Here is a 20,355-nt window from a genome sequence, read left to right on the forward strand (position 1 = left end):
CGCATGATCGACCTGCGGTCACATCCTGCGAAACACGTCACGAGGATCGTGTGATCCCCTTGGCGGATCGATAGGCTTGGGGTTCGATCATCATGTGCGGGGCATCGGCACATGGCACAGTCTCCATGCCATCTCCCTTTGAGGGCACGTACAAGATCGAGAGTGGCCTGCGTTGGTCTGTGTGCGGTCCGCGGCATGATTACGCTTCCTTCCGCTTCACGCCCCCGCCTCTGCTCTCTCCCAGTTCGGTGGAAAACTTTGCCCGCGATTTCGGCTCTTCAGTTGCAAGGGATTAGCATCGCTCGAACGCGAATCGCGCCAACCGATGTCCCGGACAAGGCACGTCCAATTCGCTGTGTCGGCATTGAAGGCGGCGATTCTAGCCAAATTTGACTAACCCTCACCAATTTGCCATACATGTCCGGGATCATAGCCAATTTCATGGCATTTTTCACGAACCGGCGCAATTTCCGGGCTCAAAGAGGGACACTCTCATGCTTTCGGGACAGATTCTCGATGCGATGATTACGTCTTGTGAGAATGCCAAGACCGTCTTGCGCCAGGCGGCTATCGATCCTTCTGACCGCAAGATGCTCAACATTGCCATGGGCGCTACCATCGCGGCCGAATTCCTCGGCCGCACACCTGAAGCTTTGTCAAAAGCAGAAGCGCGCGGTCGCCTGCCTGCACCAAAAACCGCCTCAAACGGGCGCCGAATCTACACTGTCGACGACCTCATCGCCATTCGCGAAGCCCTTGGCATCAAGATGGGCAAATTGCCCGACGAACGCGCAGTTGTCGTAGCTGTCCAGAACTTCAAGGGCGGCGTCAGCAAGTCGACCACCGCGAAGCACTTGGCGGATTACCTCGCGCTGCGCGGGTACAAGGTGCTGGTCGTTGATTGTGATCCGCAGGCCTCGATGAGCGTCATGTTCGACGTCAATCTCGAAGCCTTGGTGGAAGAGGTTCACACCCTTTCGAACTTCCTGTCCCCGCGGATCGACGAAGCGGACTCGCTTCGCAAGACGATCCGTAAGACGGCTTGGCCGAATATCGACATCTGCCCTGCGAACCTGGGTCTGCAAGATACCGAATGGGAACTGACTGCGACGATCGAGGAAGGTCCAACTGCGATTGCAGGTGCGTTCCGCATGCTGCGTGTCGGACTTGAGGAGATTCGCCTGGATTACGACGTTGTAATCCTTGATCCGCCGCCGGCCATGGGCTTTCTGGGCGTCAACACGTTGACTGCGGCGGACGGCCTGCTGATCCCCGTACCTGCGCGCCAATTGGATTATCTCTCGACGATCCACTTCATGCAGACCTGTCGCGAGGCGATGGATCTGGTCTCGAAGTTCGACACCTCGATCGATTACGGATTCATCCGCGTGGTCTGCACAATGTTTCAGCCCAGTCGCACCAATGAAGCGCAAATGCTCCAGGTAATGGAGAAGACGTACGCAGGGCAAATGCTCTCGACGCCCATCCTTCTGTCTGAAGAGATCAAGAATGCCGGCCTGGCAATGTCCTCGATCTACGAGGTCAACAAACCCTATGGCTCCCACCAGACCTATGTCCGTTGCCGGGATAACCTGAATATGGTGTTCCGTGAAATCGAGAAGGACATTTGCAAACAATGGCCTTCTCGCATGGCCCAGGTCGGGACCGATCGTCTGACGGAGGCGGTATGAGCGGCGTGGGCGGCAAGCGTCGGAGTCTTTTGGCCAACGCTATCGAAAGCATTGGCACCTCCCCTCCTGCGACGAGCGCGTCGGTTGCGAGTGAAGACAAGGCGCCAGTTGTTGTCGACAAGCCTGTAGATGATCAAGTCACGCCGTCATTCCTTGAACGGCGCGGCCTTGCTTTTGACGAGATCGCCAGGACCGTCAAACGCCCCACTCTCCGGCTCAAGCCGTCGGAGTGTTCGATCTGGCCTGGCAACGCACGCGACCATGCTGCGTTGAGCTACGACCGTTGCGCCACATTGATTGAATCCATCCGCGAGGAAGGGACCAATCGAGAACCCGTCGTTGTGCGTCGAACGCCAAACGCCGAACGGCAGTACGAATTGATTGTTGGCACGCGACGCCACTTTTCCGTGAGCTGGTTGAATGCCAACAATCACTCCGAGATCGATCTTATCGCCCGGATCGAGAGCCTCGACGATGAAGCGGCATTTCGCCTCGCAGATCTGGAGAACCGTGAGCGCGAGGACGTCACCGATCTCGAGCGGGCGCGGAATTATCGGCACGCCATCGACGCCTACTACCACGGCGTCCGCACCAAGATGGCTGAGCGTCTGGCTATTCCGAAGCAGAACCTGCACAATCTGCTGCAATTGGCTGAATTGCCTGACGAGGTCGTCGCGGCGTTCGCGGAGCCAGGCGATCTGAAGATCCGACACGGTATGCGTCTTTCCCCCTTGCTGAAAGACGATACGCGTCGTGAGATTATTCTTGAGGAAGCGCGTGCGATTTTCGAGGAGCAGCGCGCTCTCAGGGAGGGAGGGGCCGATAAGATCGAAGGCAGCAAGGTATGCGAGCGCCTCTCGAACGCAACCTCCGCACCACGTGTCAAAGCTTCGTCGAAATCGAAGCCTGCACTCAAGTCCAGTTCCGGAAATGAGGTAGGCATCATCCTCGCCGACACGCGGACCAAGGGGATCACCATCAACATCAACCCCAAGGCACGAGTGTCCGTTGAAGAGATTCTCGACAGCCTGCGGACGGCAATCGAGAATGCGAAGTTCGCACGCTGATTTGGTTATTTTTCCATATTTTTCATTTACTTAGATAGCGGTAAAACGCGTTTTACCTGTTGCGGGATACGAGATGTCACAAGAGCAGTGTGACGAAGGCCAGGTCGACCTCTTTCTGCCGCAACTGACGGCCCTTCCCCTGCGCGATCAGCGCGAAACCATGGAACGTCCGTTTTTCTCGCTCTCGAAGCGCAAGCGGCTCAAGCCTATCGATTACGTCAGCCCCGACGGCAAGATCACAGTCCATGTTTCGGCGAACTCCGAATATGGTCTCGCCACGATCTACGACCTCGACATTCTAATTTACTGCGCATCGGTGCTGATCGAGCAAAAGCGCCGTGGTTCGAACGATATTCCCCAAACGCTTCACGTCGTGCCCTACGACATGCTGAAGACGCTCAAGCGCGATGTGGGCGGCAGAGCGTACGATCTGCTGGGCAACACGCTTGACCGACTGCAGTCCACCACAGTGAAAACCAACATTCGCTCTGGCGACGCTGTCGAAACGACCTTTTCGTGGATCGACAGCTACAGCCAGATCCGCGACCGATCTGGCCAGATCCGCGGCATGCGGATCACCCTGGCCAAATGGTTTTACGACGGTGTGCTTATGGATGGGGGGGTGCTCGCAATCGACCCTGCCTATTTTGCACTGACTGGTGGCCGTGAACGCTGGCTCTATCGCGTTGCACGCAAGCACGCAGGCGGTGCGGGTGCCGATGGATTCGCAATCGCCATGCCTACGCTTTTTGAGAAGTCTGGGGCCGAGGGCGATTACCGTCGCTTCAAATTCGAGATCGCGAAGATTGCAAAGGAGAACGGGCTGCCGGGCTATTCGCTCGATCTCGAAATACGAAGCGAAGCGGAGCCCCTGTTGCGCATGACGCGCCGACCACAAGAGGCGTCGAAGGAACGGGCCGCCCGCCCTCCCCTGCCCGCTTCCAGGCAGGCGGAAACTGCGCCCCCTGCCCCTGCACCTTCGATCGAATTCCCTCGCACAGGCCACATTGCACACACTGCATTTGGTGCGATCGCACGCGCAAACCTGCCCTCGCCTCAACGCGACCACGGCATGATTGGTGACGAATTTCGTGCCTTCTTGCGTCAGCGAGAAATCGCATTCGATGCGCCAAACATCACTCAGATATTTGCGACCTTCTGCTCGAAGCAGCGCACAGCGAACTGACGCGCACCCTGCCCTCGGTATTTCAGGAACGAGGGATTTGAAGGAACTCATTTCCTACCCGAGCTGTTAGCTCCGCCCCCAAAGTACCCGATACGCGAGCAGCGAGTGCGGGGTAATTGGCTGGCTGCGGCCGCACTCGAGACCGTTCCTAATGTACCGGGTTGCATGGCTTGCGCCGCTGCTTTGAAATTCGGTGCGTCCACCGCAGGCGCTTTCAGGACCGATCAGCCCGTAGCCACAAGCAATTCATGGGGTTAAAAATCTCCCGCAAGGTCAGGACGTCCTGGTCGTGCGGTCGTCCACCGTCGGTGGCGGTACATTAGGAACGGAACGTCGAGGCCCGTTGCGTTACTTCCGAACAGATCAAGCACAGCACATTCGGTCCGTTTCCCGCGGAAGCCGATCGGCGTTCCTGAAATACCGTGCCGAGCTTCCGCGACGTGCCATGTCCTCGAACCAAGTGCTCACGATTGGCAGTGCCCGCACCCAGAAATCTGGAAGATCTAGCGCGACAGGGTTCTTTCCTAGCGTTCCTGAAGTCCCGTGAGTGGCAACCTCAATCCGATGGAGGTTCACACTTCGAAAGGGCAGGGGAGGCGGCAAAAGCCCCGCCACGAAGGCCATTCCACCCCTATCTCCATCACCCTAAACTAGCCCAATGACGCAGATTTCCGCCAATTTTGTCGTGAGTAAAACGCGTTTTACCCAATTGGAAAGCGCTCGCTCTGGCAACGCAAGGCACGGGACTTTAGGAACGCGGCACGGGACAATGGGAACGGCGGCACGGTTCATTAGGAACGCCTAGAGGGTACTTCAGGAACGCTTGCCCGGTATTTCAGGAACGGCACACCTCACCCGACTCGCCAAGAGCCAGCGAGTCGGGCGGGTCACTCTCGCCCTTAACTTTTTATCTCTATCTAAAAGGATTCTAAAAGGCGCCTCCGGCGCATCCTTCCTTTGAATTTTTATGGGAAATTGGGTCCCTCAATCGTCCAGTCACTTATCTGACGACGGACCTTGCTTGCACCATCACTACATTCCACCGCTACGCCCAGATCGCACCACCGAACCCATGGCGACAATGGCGACGATCAGTCAGCTGTTCAGCGCAAAACGTTGCACCCATCTCGAACTGCAGCTTTCCACAATCAGGCCCGGTTGCGAGAACGATGACTACGGTACCCAGTCTCATCTGCCTGCAACCACGGATGGGCACGGCCGATCTGGGATCGCCGTTGCCTACCGCAATCGTCCTTGCAGAAAAGCACATCCGCTTTGGGAGTTGAATGCCGCAAACACCGCCCCTGGTTCACTTCCTGCACCTGTGCACCACATTCCCTTGCGTAGAACATCTGGAGGGCAGGGGAGCACCGAAAGAAAACGCCGCCGTCTTGGGATTGCGCGCGGACCGGCAGAACAATGCCCGCCCTTGTGCCGCTGTGCCTTCAACACATTTGGCCGCCATCGGTCTTGAAGGTGATCCGCCACCAACCCCGTACGCCGTGGTGCATGAGGGGCACGAGAGCGAAGGGCTGCTACCGGTAGCGAGGTTGTTCACGAAGCGATCGATCGCTTGGACGCTCTACTTGGAGCCTCCCACCGATTTTTAGGGGCCGAAACGGAATGACGCGACAGAATGGGCCCGCACAATCCCTAAGCGGTGAATTTCGCCCTCAGGAGCCCCGTGAGCGCATTGGCAACCTCTCCGCACCATACCCCTATCGAGGGTGTGTTTCGGCGCTCTGAGGGGCGTTTCCGGCGACGTCAATTTTCCTGCGATAAATCAGTATCTTCCGAATTTGGACCTTCCGAGCTCACGCCAAGCCGCGCCAGGCGCGCGTCCAGCGCGGCCATTTCAGCGTCGAAAGCGGCAAGCACGGGCGCGAGGGCAGGGGAGGGGGGCGCAGAGATCGCCGGCCGTCCCAACGGCGGGGCGATTAGGCCCAGCGTCAGCGCGACGTCGCGCGCAAGGTAGCTACGCCAGGTGGCACGCCCCGAGGTCTCGATTAGCAGGCCTAGACGGGTGGCCCGCTCGAGCAGCTTGCCCGCGCCAGAAATGGTGAGCCCAAGCGAAGGGGCGAGTGCGCGCGCGGCAAGGCAGGGCTGGGCAAGGGACAGCCGGCCGAGATCGGCGAGCAGGCCCGGCCGGCGTTCGGCCGCGATCGCGGCGGCGGTGCGCTGGGCGTGGTTCTCGAGCCGATTGAGCCGGACGAGGCCGTCCTCGGCGGCGCGACGTAGCTGTTTCAACAGCCGCTTGAGCAGCGCGGGGCGGGGGCCGATCGCAAACCGCTGGCCGGGATCGCCGAGCACGAGGCAGGGCAGGTGTCGGCTGCCAAAGTTTATGGAAACCGCATTTATGCACTGAATATCAATGTATTATCCTGATTTCCATGCCAACAATTCTGGCAGGTTAGGATTCCGTGTCGATGCCTCTGCCAGAATTGATGTCATTGAATCGGTCGATATCCGGCCACGGGAGGTCGGGTGATCGAACGCAAACCGAGCCGCACGAAAGTCGCGTCCACGGAAGCTCTGGCGACAGGTGCGGAACTCTACCCCATCTTCAGACGCCTCGTCCCACTCGACGGGCCACTGACAGCACAAGTCATTGACGCTGTCGCTGCCCAGTCAGGGCTGAGCGACCGTCAGATACGACGACTAGTAGGCAGATTTCGCGCAAATCCTGTGGCGTCGAGCTTGGCTCCAACCCCTCGCGGTCCCCGGATTGGCAGTCATCGCATCGCCGAGCCGGTGAGGGAGGCGATCGACCGGCTTACCCAGGAAGTATTCCTGACAAAGCCACCGCCCACTGCGGCCCTGGCAGCCCGGGAAATTCATGGTCTTTTGATCGCGCAGGATGGGGAGTTCTGCTTCGCGCCGGGCGAGGTACCGAGCGAGCGCACTCTGATCAGGTTGATCGGCGAGATATCCGAGCCTCAGCGGGCTCGCTCGAGCATGGGCTCGAAGCAGCGCAGCGCCCATGAGCCTCATCCGGGCGCCTATCACAGCGAGGGCCTGCTCGATCTCGTGCAGATGGATCATACGCGGGCAGATGTGATTCTCGTCGACAGCGTACATCGCGAGGAGCTCGCCCGCCCCTGGATAACGTTGCTGGTTGAGGTCTGGACCCGCAGTATTCTGGGCTTTTATGTCAGTTTCGGCGATCCTTCGATTTTCCGCTGTGGCCGGGCGGTGGCCAACGCCTTGCTGCCCAAGGAACCGCTGCTTGAGCAATTGGGCGTCGATGTCTCCTACCCGATGTATGGGCAATTCCGGCGGCTCCATGCCGATCACGCAGCACCGCACCGGGCGGAGAGCTTCAGGCGAGCTTGCCTGGCCAACGGCATCGATCCCGACATCCGTCCACGCGGACCGGCCCACTTCGGAGGCCACATCGAGCGCCTGATCGGCACAATGGTTGGGAAGATGCGGCTGCTACCTGGTGCGACGGGCGGCAATGTCACCCAGCGCGATGGTTATGACGCCGGACAGGCGGCAGCGATGACCTTGCCCGAATTCGAGCGCTGGCTGCTGTTCCAGATCGCCATCTATCACAACGGTCCGCACAAGGGGCTGGGCGGACAATGTCCTGCACAGGCGTGGAAAACGGCGGTTTCCGGCCATTCTCCGCTGCTACCGGCTTGCCTTGATGTTGAGCATCTCACCCGCCAGTTCCTGCCGGCGCGGCAGCGAACCGTTCAGGCTTACGGCGTTCAAATCCTGCACCGCCGCTACTGGAATCCGGTTCTGGCGGCCCGAATTGGCCAACAAATCACCGTGCATCATGATGAGCGCACGCTGCAGCGGATCTATGCGGAGATCGATGGCCAGTTCGTAGTCTTGCCCGTGGTCGGCGACTACCCAGATATCAGCGAGCCCGAATGGGAAGCCGAACGGCAACGCCAGCGGCGGGCAGGGGCGGCGTTTCAGGCGGATGGCGCAAAGGCAGCGACCGCCCGGTACATTCAGGCCGCGCGGCGCGAAGTCGCCATGGCACGGCAGCGCACAGCGAGTAGCCGACAAGAGCGCAAGCGGCAGGAGCGCGAAGGCGTGGCACACTCACCCCAGGCCAAGGGGCGGATCGAACGGGCCGAAGTTCATTGGATCCCGGCTGCGGATCTGCCGGACAATGATTGGCTGAAATGGCGCAAATGAGCGGAAATTCAGCCTTCTGGATCGATTTCGACGAAGCGCGCACGGCGGTTACGACACTGGTCGAACTGGCGCACGACGAGCCCGACGAGCGACCGCCCTGCGTCTTGCTTGTCGGCCAGTCGGGGATGGGCAAGACCTCGATCCTGCGCGAGACCCAGCGCCGGATTGCGCTCGATTTTCCCGAACCTGCCGATTGGGGTGAGGCCCGTTACGAGCCGATGTTGCGCACGGTCATTCCGTCGGGTTCAACCGCGCTCAAGATCAACCTGACGCTGCTGTGGAAGCAGGGCTGGCCGATCACCGGGAAAACCCACCGTATTGCCGATCTCAAGGTGGTTGAACTCCTGCGTCGGCAGCGCACAAGGCTCGTGGGGATCGATAATGTCCATGCCATCCTCACCGCTGGCGGCAGGGCGCGGCGCGACACGCTCGATGCATTCCGCTTCCTGATGAGCGAGGGCAATGTCCCGATGGTGGTCGCCGGGCTCGACGTCGCGGCGGACATCTTTGCCGAAGATGTCGAGCTGGCCTATCGCTCGATCATCGTGCGGCTCAATCCCTGGGCGCCTGGCGAGGCATCGCAGCGGCTGATCCGCGTTCTGGCGCACGGGATGCAGCTGATTGAGCCTGACCGGCTTGCTGAGCCGGAAATCGCCGAATTCCTGTGGCGCCACAGTCTCGGGGTTACCGGCAACTTCAAACGGCTGCTGCACTGGGGACAGAAGGTTGCGCGTCGTCACGGCCGCGAATGCGTCGAATTCGCCGATATCCGTGAGGCTGCGGGTTTGCTCCCCGGTCACCCGGCGCGGTGATCGCGCTCGGGCTCGAGCCGGAGCCGCTGGCGTTCCGGGTGCGACCGCTTGCCGATGAATGTTTCGACTCCTGGATCGACCGGGTGACCCGGGCCCACGAGACGACCCGTGCGGCGCTTTTCCGCCATGTCGGGATCGAACCGGCTCTTGCTGGATACGACCTGGCGCGCGGCGCGCGGGGGCTGGACGTGGCTTGGCACAGTGCCTTTGCCAATCTGGTCGAGCGCCTCGCCTGGGCCGTGCAATGCCAAAACGACAGGATTTCCGCCACTTTTCTCGCCTGCCAGGCGCACGACGTGCTGCCGCGGCGCATAAGGCGATACGCCTGTGCGCGCTGCTGGTACGAAGCGGGACGGGCGGGCAAGCCGATGATCGTCCGCCGGGAATGGATCTTGCGGGCAAGCTGGCGTTGCCACGACCACGAGTTGCCGTTGACCGACATGGCCAGCCTGTTGCGGGACGTTGCGAGCCCGATTTCGCAAGCGGATCTGGGATTGGCTACCATTGTGGCGGAGCGGCGACGCTGGGCATACCGGGTTCGACCAGGCGCGCTGCGGCGTAATGCGGCGGAATTGGCCTATCTGGCCGGCTCCCGCGATGGGCATGGCATGGCGCCGCCCAACAAACGCTACCATGCCCGTTTCGCCGCAAACCTGTTCCACTTTTCGGCCGATCGCATCGGCATGCTGGCCCTCGCGCATGGCAACCGGCATGCGCTTGCGCGCCGCTTCGAGCGTCTGGTTGCGGCACGATTGCCCGAATGTCCGACAGTCGGCGGCGGCGTTCAAGCGCCTGTGAAAATGCCTTACCGCCTGCGGGCCTGTGCTCCGCCCAAGTCAGCCTCGGCGTGGATGGCGCCGGAGTTCCTCGACTTGCTGCGCGCCTATGCCTGGGTGCGGGAGCGCAGGGATATCGATGAGGCCAGGGCGGCGGTGTTCGAGCGCCACTTCGGCGGCCTGCTGGGGCTGCCCGCGGCAGCTATTTTGAGCTCAGGTAACGCCAGTCGGGCATGGCCACCGGGATATTGAGGGTGCACAGGAAGGGCGCGAATGGCCCCTGACTGCGCGCCAAATGGCCTGCCTCCAACTGGCGCAGGAGCTTGCCTGCCCCGGCCTTGGTCGCTGGCAGCGCGCGGGCGAGCTGGGCCGGCGTCAACCCGCCGAGGCCGAATAGCAGCATCCAGGCGAGGTACAGCCGCGAGTTGGTCCGTTGGCTCGGAAATTCACGCGTGAAGACCTCCGCCGCGCGCGGAAGCCGGGCGATGTCGCAGGCGGTGGCGTGCAGCGCCTCGAGCAGATGTTCGCGCGCGTCGGCGCGCCTTTCTTGCGCGCCGCGATCAGCGCGGAACAGCCGGCGCTGGGCCAGGCCCGGGAAGGGCAGGGCGGTCTCGCTCAGGCGAAACGCGTCGCCGCGCGCTGTGGCGGCCAGGTTGATCGCCCAGCACGGGGTTCGCGCGGTCGCGGACAGGGGATCGGGTTCATCGCCGGTTGAATAGCGAAACCCGTCGACCAGCTCGAGCAGGCGCTCCAGCGGCGCAGTGGGCCGCTTGGGCTGGGCGAGTACGGTGAGCACCCGCTCGAGCTCATCGGTGCTTGCTGCGACGATCGTTTCGGCCTCGGTGACCTCGCTCGCCATCGGCCGGATGGCGATCTTGCGCACGGTCCGGACCGCCTGGGAAAGCAGCTTCTCGCGGCGCGGCAGGGCCTGTTCGAACAGGGTCAGAAAGGCATTGCGCTCGGTCGCGCATTCGGCCCCGATCAGCGCGGGACCGAGTGTGATTGCCCGGTCCTGGCGGTATTGCTGCCACGCCCGGCTGAGCCAGCGCAGCGCCAGCGACGCGCGCATTTCCGGGGAATAGAGGGCAGGGGAGGCGAGCAGGGTCTTGGCCAGCGCGTCGATCTGGCCGATCCGGAAAGCGATAGGACTGGCGTCGGTTGACTGTTTCACTGGAAATGTCTCGGCGCGATGTACATCGGAAGGTGGGATAATTGCGCCGGAAAATGCGGTCAATGCAAAGTTCACCTAAACGCCAGTTTGGTATCCTATCATTCGACCCCCTGAAAACACGGATTTTCCATAATCGGATGTTATGGTAAAATCGAGCTTGCCGGAAATGCCCATTTTGGCCAGAAATTGCCCCATGCACGCCGCTCGAAGTACCCTTCGCGTATGACCGCTGATCGACCTTTCCGGTCCTCGGTCGAGCTGGTGCTGGGCGCGCATGCCCCGCTGGTCGACGCGCGCGCCGCGCGCCCGCTGGCGCTCGAGGCGGCGGTTGCGGCGATGGCGCCGGCGACAAAGGCGGCCATCACCGCCGACCTCCGGTGCTTCCTTGCCTGGTGCAAGTCGCGGCGGCCCGTCGTCACCGCGGTTCCTGCCGATCCGGAAAGCCTCGTCCACTATCTTCACTGGCTGGCCAAGGGATCGGAAATCCGGGCCCCGGCCAAACCCGCGACGCTGGCGCGGCGGATCGCCTCGATCGCCCGGATCCACCGCATCCTCGGGTTCGGCGAGAAGGAGCCGCTGCCAACGCAGGCGGGGATGGTTCGCGACACGCTGAAAGCGATCCGGCGTAAGAGGCGCGAACGGCAGCGTCAGGCCGCGCCGCTGCGGTTTGGCGAGGCGATGGCGGAGGGGCAGGCGCCGCCCGAAGGGGTGACGATCAAGGGGCTGCTCGCCTCGTGCGGTACCGACATCACGGGCAAGCGCGATGCGGCGCTCATCAGCCTTGCCTATGACGCAGGCCTGCGAGTTTCCGAGCTGGTCGGGGCAACGGTAGCCGATCTCAGTCAGGCTGTGGATGGGAGCGGGCGGCTTGAGATCGCGCATTCGAAGACCGACCAGCTGGGGGAGGGGGCTCTGGCTTGGCTCTCGCCCGACACCATGGCGCGCCTCTCGGCCTGGCTGCTGGCGAGCGGGATCACGCAAGGGGCGGTGTTCCGGCGGATCAACGTGCTGACCAGTCCGCCAGACGATGCGGGGGAGCAGACTCAGCGGCACTATATCGGCCAGAAGCCGCTCACCCGGCAAGGCGTGGTGGCGATCCTGCGCCGCCGGGTGTTCGAGGCTATCGACCTTGGCCATGTTGAGCTGGAAGCCGGGATGGAAGGAGACACGGTCCGCTCGCTTAGCGCCCATTCGTTCCGGGTGGGGCTGACCCAGGACTTGTTCGCGGCGGGCGAAGACGGCGCCGGGATCGCGCTGGCCCTACGCTGGTCGTCGCCGACCACCGCGCTGCGCTATGCCCGCGAGCTGGCCGTAGGGAACAATGCCGCGGCGCGGGTGCTGGGACGCTTGCGCGATGGTGGCGGGCAGCCGGGTTCCTAGTCTGCCATGACGCTATGACGCGGCGATCCCATCAGAGTACGGGTGCATCTTTCGGCGCTGTGCCTCCGCATGGGCCAGCGCCTCAAGTTGGGCCGCGCTTGAAAGACTTGCATCCTTCCGCAACGAGGCCGCGAGCTGGAGCACGGCGCGCTGGAAGGCTTTGTTGCCGCTGACCCGTTGCCGGACGCCAAGGTTGTAAAGCTCGGCAAGATCCAGCGCGAGCAGGGCGACCGCTTCGGGGATATCCGAGAGGACAATGTCGCGGATGGTGGCGACATACTCGTACGCGCCGCGCCCGAACAGATTGAGTTCGACCAGGCCGTCGGCCATCACGTGGCCGAGCGGTTCGTCGACGAAATGAACCTGGCCCGAGGCGGCGACCAGGCCGTGAGCCAGGTTCCACGCCAGTTTGTCGCGATTTCGGGCAAGCCAGCGCGAGAGCAGCAGAAACTTCTGGCGAAAGGCTTGCTCGAAGGGTTTGCTGTAGGTGGGCCAGACGTCGAAGGCGGCGGGAATGCGCTCGAGTTGTTCGGTGAGGCGAGGGCCGTTGAAGAACGCTTCCGCGCTGAAATGGCGCAACTCCAAGTAGCCCTTGTCCAGCTTGGCGAAATTGGCGGCATAGCCTTTGTCGCGCCCGGCGCGGGCCTCGAGCAAGTTACCAAGCGCCGAGCCAAGCAGGAATTTGCCGGTCGGATCATGCGCCAGATGCCGCAATAGCGGCACGCCGACGGCATGGCGCTGCAAGGCCGTGTAGCGGCTGAACAGCCGGTCGTTGTTCGCGAGCAGCAGCAATTCATCGACGCCGACGATGAACCGGTCGGGATCGAGCCGATGGCCATTCCCGGCATCGATGTTGATGTGCCAACCGCAGTTGGCGGTATGCTCACTTTCGAAGAAGTTGAAATCGCCGTCGATCTCGTAGATCGCGTCGCATAACTCAGATCTGACCATCTCGGCATCGTCCAGGGGCAGGGGAGGGGTCAGCAATTCTACGCCTGCCAGGCGATCTTCAGGCCAGTTCAGTGGATCGAGCCCATATTCAGGGACGACATAAAAGCCGGGCTGCTTCGGGGTTCCGGATGGGGCGGACCAGGCGCGGCCTGTCCGGTCCCGCAATTTGGCCGCGAATGCTCGGCAGAAGGCGGGCGAGGCCTCGTCCATGGCCTCTCCTTCGCGCAGCTCTCTCTCAAAACGAGGCTCGCCGAGGTCGCCAAGAATGACTTCCAGCTCGAAGCCGGCACGCCAGGAAGGGGTTTCGGACATGGTCGGGAAGGTAAATCAATTGCCGGGCGTGTAAACGCACGAGCGGAGTTGCCATTAATTATGGCACAGAAGCCCTTCCACCGGACGCTGCGATGACATCAACTTTGGCAGCCGACAACAACCCCCATTGCGCGAGGTCGAAGGCCGCATCGGGCTGAGCCTGAGCGCGAAGCGACTGTGCCAGGGTCAAGACACTGTCGGCCTCGCGAAAACGGGCATGGGCGATCGCCAAGGCCTCATTGAAGCGGCCGCATTTCGTAAGCATCACGGCATGGTCGCAATGGCGCTCAGCTGCGCGGGAGAGATTGAGAAACCCCTCCGTGCGCCCCATCGCCTCCAGCGCGGCAAGCCGCGCTTCGATCAGTCTTGCGTTCAGCCAATCGTCTTTGCGGTCAAGCGGCCAGGTGTCGGTGCACCCGCTGAGGACATCGGACAGGCCAGGCTCGTCCCACCCCAGCGTGGCGGCGGCAAGGGCCGCGGCAAAGGCGTCGCCGGCGCCATATTCGGCGATCCGGTCCTGCCAATCACTCAATTCATCGACCAGGACGTCACGCAGGTCCTCGGGCATGTCGCCCAATAGGGCGGCCCGGGCGAACAGCGCGTCGAGAACCGGGAAAAACTCGTGCAGGCTCTCGTCCCAGCCCGCGCAGTCCGGCCAGGTATCGACTAGAGCTTCGGCAATGGGCCTCAGGATTGCCAAGGCATCGATGCCGTTGTCTGCCACCAGGAACGGCTCGGCTTGTCCGATCAGAGCTTCGAGCGCGGATTCATCGATATCCGAACGGGAATCGTCCCAGTGCCGCCTCGGGCGAATGGCGCGGGCAGGTTCGAGCAGCGCTTCCGCCTGGCGGCGAAAGGGTTCCGGATCGAGGGGTGTCCGCTGCTCGCGCGCCTCCCGCGCCGCCAGCTTTGCCTCGAGCCACAGCCGGAAATTCTCGTCCGCTTCGGCACCTTGAACCAGCAGGGCAGCCAAGGTCTCGGCATCGAGTGCGTTCAGCCGCATCGCAAGTGCATCGCTCATCGGGCAGAGGCCTTGCGCTTTCGCTTCGACGTGGGCTTGCCGGGCAGCAGCGCGCCTAGGCCCGTAGCGAGGTCGTCGATGCCGAGGTCGCCCGTATCGATCGCGTGTGCCAGTGCGGTAATGGCCGGCTCCAGCGCGAGCATGACGAGGTCGAGGTCGTGGAGGTGCGCCGGATAGACCAGCTCGTGCAGTGCGACGCGTGCTTGCGTGATGTCCGCTTCGTCCACGATCCCCAGACGGATCGCCACGGCCTCGCTTTTGCGCAGCGGCACGACGATGCCGAAGCCGATGTACCATGGCTCGAGATCGACGAAACGCCCCGCGATCTGGAATCCACCAAGGGCGGCAACCTGTGCCGCGAGCGCCCGGTCCATGACGTGGACCGTGGCACCGTCCTCAAGCAAATCGCGCGCCAGGACACCGCCACCCTCATGCACGCGCTCGACCAGCAAAACGGAGAAACGTGCGGCCGGCAGTCGGGCGGCGATATGCACCCCCAGCGGATCGCGCTTGAGCGGGAGCCTGGGCGCGATGCGGTCGATCGCTCGGCGGCCTGCGGTGCGCGATCCGGAGGACGAGGGTTTTCGCGAATAGAGCGCTGTGTCCGCCAGCATTTCCGAGACATTCGCGGAAATTCCGGCAAATTCGGCAAGGCCGAGAACCTCTTCAGCCAGCTTCAATTCGGACTTGCCGAGCCTTTCAACGCAGAGTTGCAGCACGTCGTTGAACGCTTCGCGCACTGCGGGATAGCCGATCGTTTGAAGGTCGAGTACCATTCGGCAACTCATTCTTCGGAGGCGGTTTCGGGGGAGGCGGCGGAGCGCGTGAACAGGTCCCGAAACAGGCGCGCACCCTTGGCAAGTCCATCGGTCGTCAACTGGACCGATTTCGCCTTGCCCACCGGGTTTGAGATCAAACCATGCGCGTGCAGCCGTTCCATCGACGCCCAGTCAAAACCCTTCCAGGCCATGCCGCTAGATTCAAGGTTGCGCCACAAGAGCGCCAGTACCGCTGCGTCGATCCTGTCGTTGTCGATGTCCATCCGCGTGTCACGAGCATTGCTGTTGCAGGAATTGCATGGCTAGCAATGATGCGAAGGTCTTGCCAGTTCGTGTCGCCTTGAATTCCACCACCGCGCAGGACCGTGCGGCGCGCTTTTTTGGCTCCACGGCGTTGCCACTAATTATGGCAGGGCGACGGCTAGGCGAAGGGCAGCGATGACATCAATTTTGGCAACCGACAGCTGCGCTATGGCCGCAGGCTCGCGCCCGCGTCCAATGCCGCAGCGCGGATATTGGCGGGCCGCAGGGTTTGATCGTAGGCGGCGACGCTGCAGCAAACTCTGTCGTTCAGTGCGATTTCGCAAATGCAGCAGAATGCAGTCTACTTTGTCCGTTCACACCAGGTTGGCCATTCCGATTTTGATCGTGGCGCGGACGATACCGATGGTACGCACTACGAGCCCCATGCGGTGTTTTTGCCCGGCGAACACATGTTCGACGTGGGCGCGGATTTTGGATCGCCGGGTATTGGCTTTGGCGATCTGCTCGGGCATCGGCCGCCTCGGTTTGCGCCTCTGATGGATATGGCTTTTGAACATGCCGGCGGCGAGGAACGCCTCGTTCTTCTTCGACCGGTAGGCGGTATCCGCCCAGACGCCCGAGCCGGTGTTACCCTTGCTGATCAGATCCGGCAGCCGCGCCCCGTCGTGGGCGTTGGCGGCGCTGGCACCACAGGTGCGGATCAGGCCGTGGGCCTTATCGATGCCGATATGGTTCTTGTAGCCGAACATCGGGATGGCGAGATCGACAGGCTTCGCTGCCTTCGGATCGGCGCCTTCCCGGACCTTGGCCTTGCTGTATTTGATCGACCAACGCGCATCGCGGTCCTTTTGCCGCGCCTTGGCCGGCTTCCATCCTTCGGGGACGCGCCCCTCCTTGATAGCGGTCTTCTCGGCTTCGGTGTTGCGCTGCTTGGGCGCCAGCACCACCGTGGCGTCAATGATTTGCCCACCCATCGCGAGATAGCCGCGATCCTTGAGCACGGCGTCGAAGCGGGCGAAGAGTTTGTCGATCGCCTTGGCCTGCACCAGGCGCTCACGGAACAGCCACACCGTCGTCGCATCCGGAACGGTGCCGTCGAGGCCCAGGCCCAGGAAGCGCTGGAACGAGAGGCGGTCCTTGATCTGGAACTCCGTCGCCTCGTCGGACAGCGAGTACAGCGCCTGAAGCACCAGGATCTTGAACATCACCACAGGGTCGAACGGTGGTCGTCCACCCTTGCCCCGTACGCTGCGCCGAAGTGCTGCCACCAACGGCCCGCGAAAAACCTCGAAGTCCACCACCGCCGCAAACGCTCCAACGGATCGCCTGCTGCGCTCAACGCCTCATAACGGTCCGAAAGATCAAAGAAACCGGGCTGTCCTGCCATCATCGCCTCCGCCGTAACGTAAGCGAAGTGAATCAAATCCACCCATCAAAGGCCAGAGTTTTTCGAGGCGGGTGACACCCAACGCCTAGCGCGCAGCGATGCGGTGGCGGTCCTGCAGCCGGAAGCGGCGCAGGCAAGCCTTTCTAGCCTCGGCTTCCCTCCTGACCAGATAAGGCAAGTGCTCAGCAACATGGTTGAGCTGGAGGCGACAACGCTGGCGCTTATTCATACCTTCTGGGCGACCACAGCCGTTTTGCTTTTTGCCGCCGCCCTGATCTGGCTTGCCCCGCGACCGTCGAAATCAGGCGGCATTACGATGGGCCACTAAAGAAGACTGACCGGCAACCAGGAGGCAGATCTGGCTCTGTCGGCTCCAGAACTTCATTGGCCTTATGTCTTGACCCGACGCGACAGCAGGATTGATGCAACCACCAACAGCGAACCGATCAGGTGGTATTTTGCGAACCGTTCTCCAAGCAGGGGTACGGCCATCAGAACCCCGAACACTGATGGCAGGTTCATGTAGACCCCCGCGCGGCCCGAGCCGACCAAGGCGACCGCGCGATTGAACAGCGCGTAGGACAGCAGCGAAGGAAATATCCCGACATAGAGCAGGGATGCGAGCGCTGCGGGTGAAGCCACGGTCAGGCCAGCCCACCAGAGGTGCCAGGCATAGGGCACACTCAAAGCCGCGATCCCGACCCCGAACAGGACAACCAGCAAACTGAGGTGGTGCATCGCCGGTGCGCGGCGCAGGAAGGTAGCATAGGCGGAATAGAGAAAAACCGCAATGATGGCGAGCAGATCGCCTCGGTTCAGCGCATCCCAGCGCAGATAGTCGGGATGCCCCTTGGTCATGATCCACGCGATTCCGGTGATCGAAAGGAGTGCGCAAACGAGAAGGATCGGGTGCACCCTCTCCCGAAACAGCACAACTGGCATGAGCAGGGTCATCACCGGCATGGTCGATTGCAATAGAAGATTGTTGGTCGCGGTGGTGAACTGCAAGCTCTGATAGACGAGAAAGGAAAACAGCCCCACTCCTAAGGCCCCGAGGAGCCCAAGGAACCGCCAGCCGTCGACAATGGCGGACAGGTCGTCGCGGAGGTGTCGCCAAGCGAACGGGAGCACGAAGACCAGCGCCACCACCCACCGCCAGAACGCCAGCGTCACGGGCGAGAGCAAGTCCTTGGCCGCCCGCCCGACGATCGGATTCAGGGCCCAAAAGAACGAGGCCAGACACAGCAACAGGGCTGGTGATTGCCAGAGCCTGGACACAAGACCCAGGATGCTGGACGTGTTGCGGTCGGCATCTTGCAACCTAAAATTCTCCCCAGAAACGCGGCTTGAGAATCGTCCTTGCGCCAACGGTAGGTTTTGCATATGGTGCATCGCGTTGCATGTATAGCACGAATCGACTATGCAGCACTCGGAACAAAAAGCATGGGAGCGATGCGATGAATGGATCGTCGGCACTCGTCGACAACGCCGGTGCGAGCCAGTCTCGCCGGGTGTTCTGGGATCAAGATGTCTATCAGCTGGAGCTGGAGCGGATATTCTCGCGATGCTGGCTCATGCTCGGACATGATTCGCTAGTTCCCAAACCGGGCGACTTCATTACGACGTACATGGCAGAAGACCGTGTCATCTTGTCGCGGCAGCCGGACGGTTCGCTGAAGGCGTTCATCAATTCCTGCACTCACCGCGGCAACCAGATCTGTCATGCCGACAGCGGCAGCGCCAAGGCGTTCGTGTGCAATTATCATGGTTGGGTTTTCGGTCAGGATGGTTCGCTCGTCGATGTTCCGATGGAAGAGCGGTGCTATCACAGCGATCTCGACAAATCCAAGCTGGGGCTCGCGCCGATCCGGGTCGAAACTTACAAGGGCTTCATCTTCGGCTGCCATGATCCCGAAGCGCCCTCGCTTGAGGACTATTTGGGGGACTTCTGCTGGTACCTCGATACGATCTGGGACGGTCCGGACGGTGGTCTGGAACTGCTCGGGCCGCCGTTGAAGAGCACCCTCGCCTGCAATTGGAAAGTCCCGACCGAGAACTTCGTCGGCGATGGGTATCACGTGGGCTGGACGCATGCCGCCGCTCTCCAGATGATCGGGGGCGAGCTGGCTGGCCTGTCGGGCAATCGCGCCGACATGCCGTTTGACGACCTTGGTCTGCAATTCACCATGCGGCATGGCCACGGGTTTGGCCTGATCGATAACGCGGCGACTGCGATCCACGTCAAGCGCGACGGGTACGTCAAATATCTCGAGGAGACGCGGGGCGGAATTCGCGAAAAATTCGGGCCGGAGCGCGAACGGCTCTATGTCGGTCACTGGAATACGTCGATCTTCCCAAACTGTTCGTTCCTCTACGGAACCAACACCTTCAAGATCTGGCATCCGCGCGGGCCGCATGAAATCGAGGTCTGGACCTATACCATGGTACCGAAGAATGCCGACACCGAAACTAAGCGGTCGATCCAGCGCGAAGCGATCCGTTCATTTGGTACGGCGGGAACGCTCGAAAGCGACGATGGCGAAAACATGTCGTCGGCCACCTACAACAACAACGGTATCATCACCCGCAAGGGGCGGATGAATTCGAGCATGGGCAAGGACCGCGAAGGGCCGCACCCCGTCTATCCAGGAATTGTCGGGGTCAGCTTCATCGGCGAAACCTCGTATCGAGGCTTTTATCGTTTCTGGCAAGAAATGCTCGATGCGCCAGATTGGGCCGCCATCCGGGCCAATGACGATACCTGGGATGCAATGTGGACCAACCGTAATTTCTGGCCTGAACGTCTGTCGGCGAAGCAAGCCGAGCCGCAAGACTGATCCCGACAGCAATCTGGACCGCAAGATGACCGAAACACGCAAGCCCGTAGGCATGGAACTGCATCATGCCATCGTCAGTCACTATTCCGCCGAGGTGCGGATGTTGCAAAACCAGCAATATCGCGAATGGTTCGATACTGTAATCGCCGAAGATATCCATTACTGGATGCCAGTTTACGAACAGCGGTTCGCACGTGACCGCCGCCCGGATCCAACCCCGGGGGATGCCGCAATCTACAACGATGACTATGCCGAGCTGCAGCAGCGGGTCGACCGGTTGCTGACGGGTCAGGTATGGATGGAAGATCCGCCATCACGTATCCGCTATTTCGTCACCAATGTCGAAGCATTCGAAATTGCACCGTTTGAATTCGAGGTCTTCTCTAATGTTCTGGTGCACCGCAATCGCCGACAGAGCGAAGTTTACGTGCACACGCTGGGACGCGAAGACAAGCTGCGGAAAACAGGCAGCGGCTTCAAGGTATTCAGCAGGAAGCTGAATATCGACGCGCGCGTCGTGCAGGACAAGAATCTCTATTTCTTTGTATAAGCAAATTCAATCAACT

General features: G+C 61.5%; 17 protein-coding genes and 1 pseudogene. 10 read left to right on the plus strand and 8 right to left on the minus strand.

Going from position 1 to position 20,355, the window contains the following annotated elements:
* The first annotated feature begins 494 nt into the window (after positions 1-494).
* From OLX02_RS15900 to OLX02_RS15910, 3 genes are all read left to right on the plus strand, one after another.
* The gene (locus OLX02_RS15900; protein ID WP_226019418.1) at positions 495-1,691 is read left to right on the plus strand and encodes an AAA family ATPase; all 1,197 of its coding nucleotides are present in this window, start codon (positions 495-497) and stop codon (positions 1,689-1,691) included.
* Positions 1,688-2,758 (plus strand): ParB/RepB/Spo0J family partition protein, encoded by a 1,071-nt coding sequence (locus tag OLX02_RS15905; RefSeq protein WP_264424459.1) that lies wholly within the window; start codon positions 1,688-1,690, stop codon positions 2,756-2,758. Before OLX02_RS15900 ends, OLX02_RS15905 begins: the two co-directional genes overlap by 4 nt.
* A gap of 73 nt (positions 2,759-2,831) precedes the next feature.
* Complete coding sequence (locus OLX02_RS15910) at positions 2,832-3,944, plus strand: replication initiator protein A (RefSeq protein ID WP_264424461.1); 1,113 nt, start codon at positions 2,832-2,834, stop codon at positions 3,942-3,944.
* 1,764 nt (positions 3,945-5,708) lie between these two features.
* On the opposite strand, the gene OLX02_RS15915 is transcribed toward OLX02_RS15910, so the two are convergent.
* Positions 5,709-6,254 (minus strand): hypothetical protein, encoded by a 546-nt coding sequence (locus tag OLX02_RS15915; RefSeq protein ID WP_264424463.1) that lies wholly within the window; start codon positions 6,252-6,254, stop codon positions 5,709-5,711.
* A 441-nt stretch (positions 6,255-6,695) separates the two neighbouring features.
* Here OLX02_RS15915 and OLX02_RS15920 point away from each other — a divergent pair, with 441 nt between their 5' ends.
* The 3 genes from OLX02_RS15920 to OLX02_RS15930 are packed head-to-tail and all read left to right on the plus strand — an operon-like array spanning position 6,696 to position 9,939.
* Positions 6,696-8,099, plus strand: a complete 1,404-nt coding sequence (locus OLX02_RS15920; RefSeq protein WP_021224394.1) for a Mu transposase C-terminal domain-containing protein — start codon at positions 6,696-6,698, stop codon at positions 8,097-8,099.
* Positions 8,096-8,911, plus strand: a complete 816-nt coding sequence (locus tag OLX02_RS15925; RefSeq protein WP_084514624.1) for a TniB family NTP-binding protein — start codon at positions 8,096-8,098, stop codon at positions 8,909-8,911. The genes OLX02_RS15920 and OLX02_RS15925 overlap by 4 nt, the downstream gene beginning before the upstream one ends.
* Positions 8,908-9,939, plus strand: a complete 1,032-nt coding sequence (locus tag OLX02_RS15930; RefSeq protein WP_021224396.1) for a TniQ family protein — start codon at positions 8,908-8,910, stop codon at positions 9,937-9,939. Before OLX02_RS15925 ends, OLX02_RS15930 begins: the two co-directional genes overlap by 4 nt.
* Here OLX02_RS15930 and OLX02_RS15935 read toward each other — a convergent pair.
* Positions 9,890-10,921, minus strand: coding sequence for a hypothetical protein (locus OLX02_RS15935; protein ID WP_183615276.1), 1,032 nt, complete (start codon positions 10,919-10,921; stop codon positions 9,890-9,892). The genes OLX02_RS15930 and OLX02_RS15935 overlap by 50 nt on opposite strands.
* A gap of 159 nt (positions 10,922-11,080) precedes the next feature.
* On the opposite strand from OLX02_RS15935, the gene OLX02_RS15940 reads away from it, so the two are divergent.
* Positions 11,081-12,238, plus strand: a complete 1,158-nt coding sequence (locus OLX02_RS15940) for a tyrosine-type recombinase/integrase (protein WP_021224398.1) — start codon at positions 11,081-11,083, stop codon at positions 12,236-12,238.
* Positions 12,239-12,250: 12 nt separating this feature from the next.
* Here the strand turns inward: OLX02_RS15940 and OLX02_RS15945 are convergent, their stop codons facing one another.
* From OLX02_RS15945 to OLX02_RS15965, 5 genes and pseudogenes are all read right to left on the minus strand, one after another.
* A complete protein-coding gene (locus OLX02_RS15945; protein ID WP_021224334.1) occupies positions 12,251-13,501 on the minus strand; it encodes a hypothetical protein in 1,251 nt (416 codons plus the stop codon).
* A 58-nt stretch (positions 13,502-13,559) separates the two neighbouring features.
* The gene (locus OLX02_RS15950; RefSeq protein WP_226019773.1) at positions 13,560-14,522 is read right to left on the minus strand and encodes a hypothetical protein; all 963 of its coding nucleotides are present in this window, start codon (positions 14,520-14,522) and stop codon (positions 13,560-13,562) included.
* Entirely contained in the window at positions 14,519-15,298 is a 780-nt protein-coding gene (locus tag OLX02_RS15955; protein WP_264424476.1) for a hypothetical protein, read from the minus strand. Before OLX02_RS15955 ends, OLX02_RS15950 begins: the two co-directional genes overlap by 4 nt.
* A gap of 8 nt (positions 15,299-15,306) precedes the next feature.
* Positions 15,307-15,564, minus strand: a complete 258-nt coding sequence (locus OLX02_RS15960) for a DUF6429 family protein (RefSeq protein WP_226019771.1) — start codon at positions 15,562-15,564, stop codon at positions 15,307-15,309.
* A 354-nt stretch (positions 15,565-15,918) separates the two neighbouring features.
* A pseudogene (locus OLX02_RS15965) lies at positions 15,919-16,952 on the minus strand (IS5 family transposase).
* A 103-nt stretch (positions 16,953-17,055) separates the two neighbouring features.
* Between OLX02_RS15965 and OLX02_RS15970 the strand changes: the two are divergent.
* On the plus strand, positions 17,056-17,280 hold the full coding sequence (locus OLX02_RS15970; protein WP_264424478.1) for a hypothetical protein: 225 nt from the start codon (positions 17,056-17,058) through the stop codon (positions 17,278-17,280).
* A 62-nt stretch (positions 17,281-17,342) separates the two neighbouring features.
* On the opposite strand, the gene OLX02_RS15975 is transcribed toward OLX02_RS15970, so the two are convergent.
* Positions 17,343-18,272, minus strand: a complete 930-nt coding sequence (locus OLX02_RS15975) for a DMT family transporter (protein WP_264424480.1) — start codon at positions 18,270-18,272, stop codon at positions 17,343-17,345.
* Between the two features lie 137 nt (positions 18,273-18,409).
* Between OLX02_RS15975 and OLX02_RS15980 the strand changes: the two genes are divergently transcribed.
* On the plus strand, positions 18,410-19,789 hold the full coding sequence (locus OLX02_RS15980; protein ID WP_264424482.1) for an aromatic ring-hydroxylating oxygenase subunit alpha: 1,380 nt from the start codon (positions 18,410-18,412) through the stop codon (positions 19,787-19,789).
* Between the two features lie 25 nt (positions 19,790-19,814).
* Positions 19,815-20,339: an aromatic-ring-hydroxylating dioxygenase subunit beta gene (locus OLX02_RS15985; protein WP_010890879.1), complete on the plus strand. Its 525-nt coding sequence runs from the start codon at positions 19,815-19,817 to the stop codon at positions 20,337-20,339.
* Positions 20,340-20,355: the final 16 nt, after the last annotated feature.

This window comes from Novosphingobium sp. KCTC 2891 (genome assembly GCF_025938155.1).
Classification (GTDB): Bacteria; Pseudomonadota; Alphaproteobacteria; order Sphingomonadales; family Sphingomonadaceae; genus Novosphingobium.

Bases quoted from the DNA above. Each gene is read 5' to 3' on its own strand.
- OLX02_RS15955 (WP_264424476.1), bottom strand. From the start codon at position 15,298: ATGGTACTCGACCTTCAAACGATCGGCTATCCCGCAGTGCGCGAAGCG.
- OLX02_RS15945 (WP_021224334.1), bottom strand. From the start codon at position 13,501: ATGTCCGAAACCCCTTCCTGGCGTGCCGGCTTCGAGCTGGAAGTCATT.
- OLX02_RS15910 (WP_264424461.1), top strand. From the start codon at position 2,832: ATGTCACAAGAGCAGTGTGACGAAGGCCAGGTCGACCTCTTTCTGCCG.
- OLX02_RS15985 (WP_010890879.1), top strand. From the start codon at position 19,815: ATGACCGAAACACGCAAGCCCGTAGGCATGGAACTGCATCATGCCATC.
- OLX02_RS15980 (WP_264424482.1), top strand. From the start codon at position 18,410: ATGAATGGATCGTCGGCACTCGTCGACAACGCCGGTGCGAGCCAGTCT.
- OLX02_RS15960 (WP_226019771.1), bottom strand. From the start codon at position 15,564: ATGGACATCGACAACGACAGGATCGACGCAGCGGTACTGGCGCTCTTG.
- OLX02_RS15900 (WP_226019418.1), top strand. From the start codon at position 495: ATGCTTTCGGGACAGATTCTCGATGCGATGATTACGTCTTGTGAGAAT.
- OLX02_RS15950 (WP_226019773.1), bottom strand. From the start codon at position 14,522: ATGAGCGATGCACTTGCGATGCGGCTGAACGCACTCGATGCCGAGACC.
- OLX02_RS15905 (WP_264424459.1), top strand. From the start codon at position 1,688: ATGAGCGGCGTGGGCGGCAAGCGTCGGAGTCTTTTGGCCAACGCTATC.
- OLX02_RS15940 (WP_021224398.1), top strand. From the start codon at position 11,081: ATGACCGCTGATCGACCTTTCCGGTCCTCGGTCGAGCTGGTGCTGGGC.
- OLX02_RS15925 (WP_084514624.1), top strand. From the start codon at position 8,096: ATGAGCGGAAATTCAGCCTTCTGGATCGATTTCGACGAAGCGCGCACG.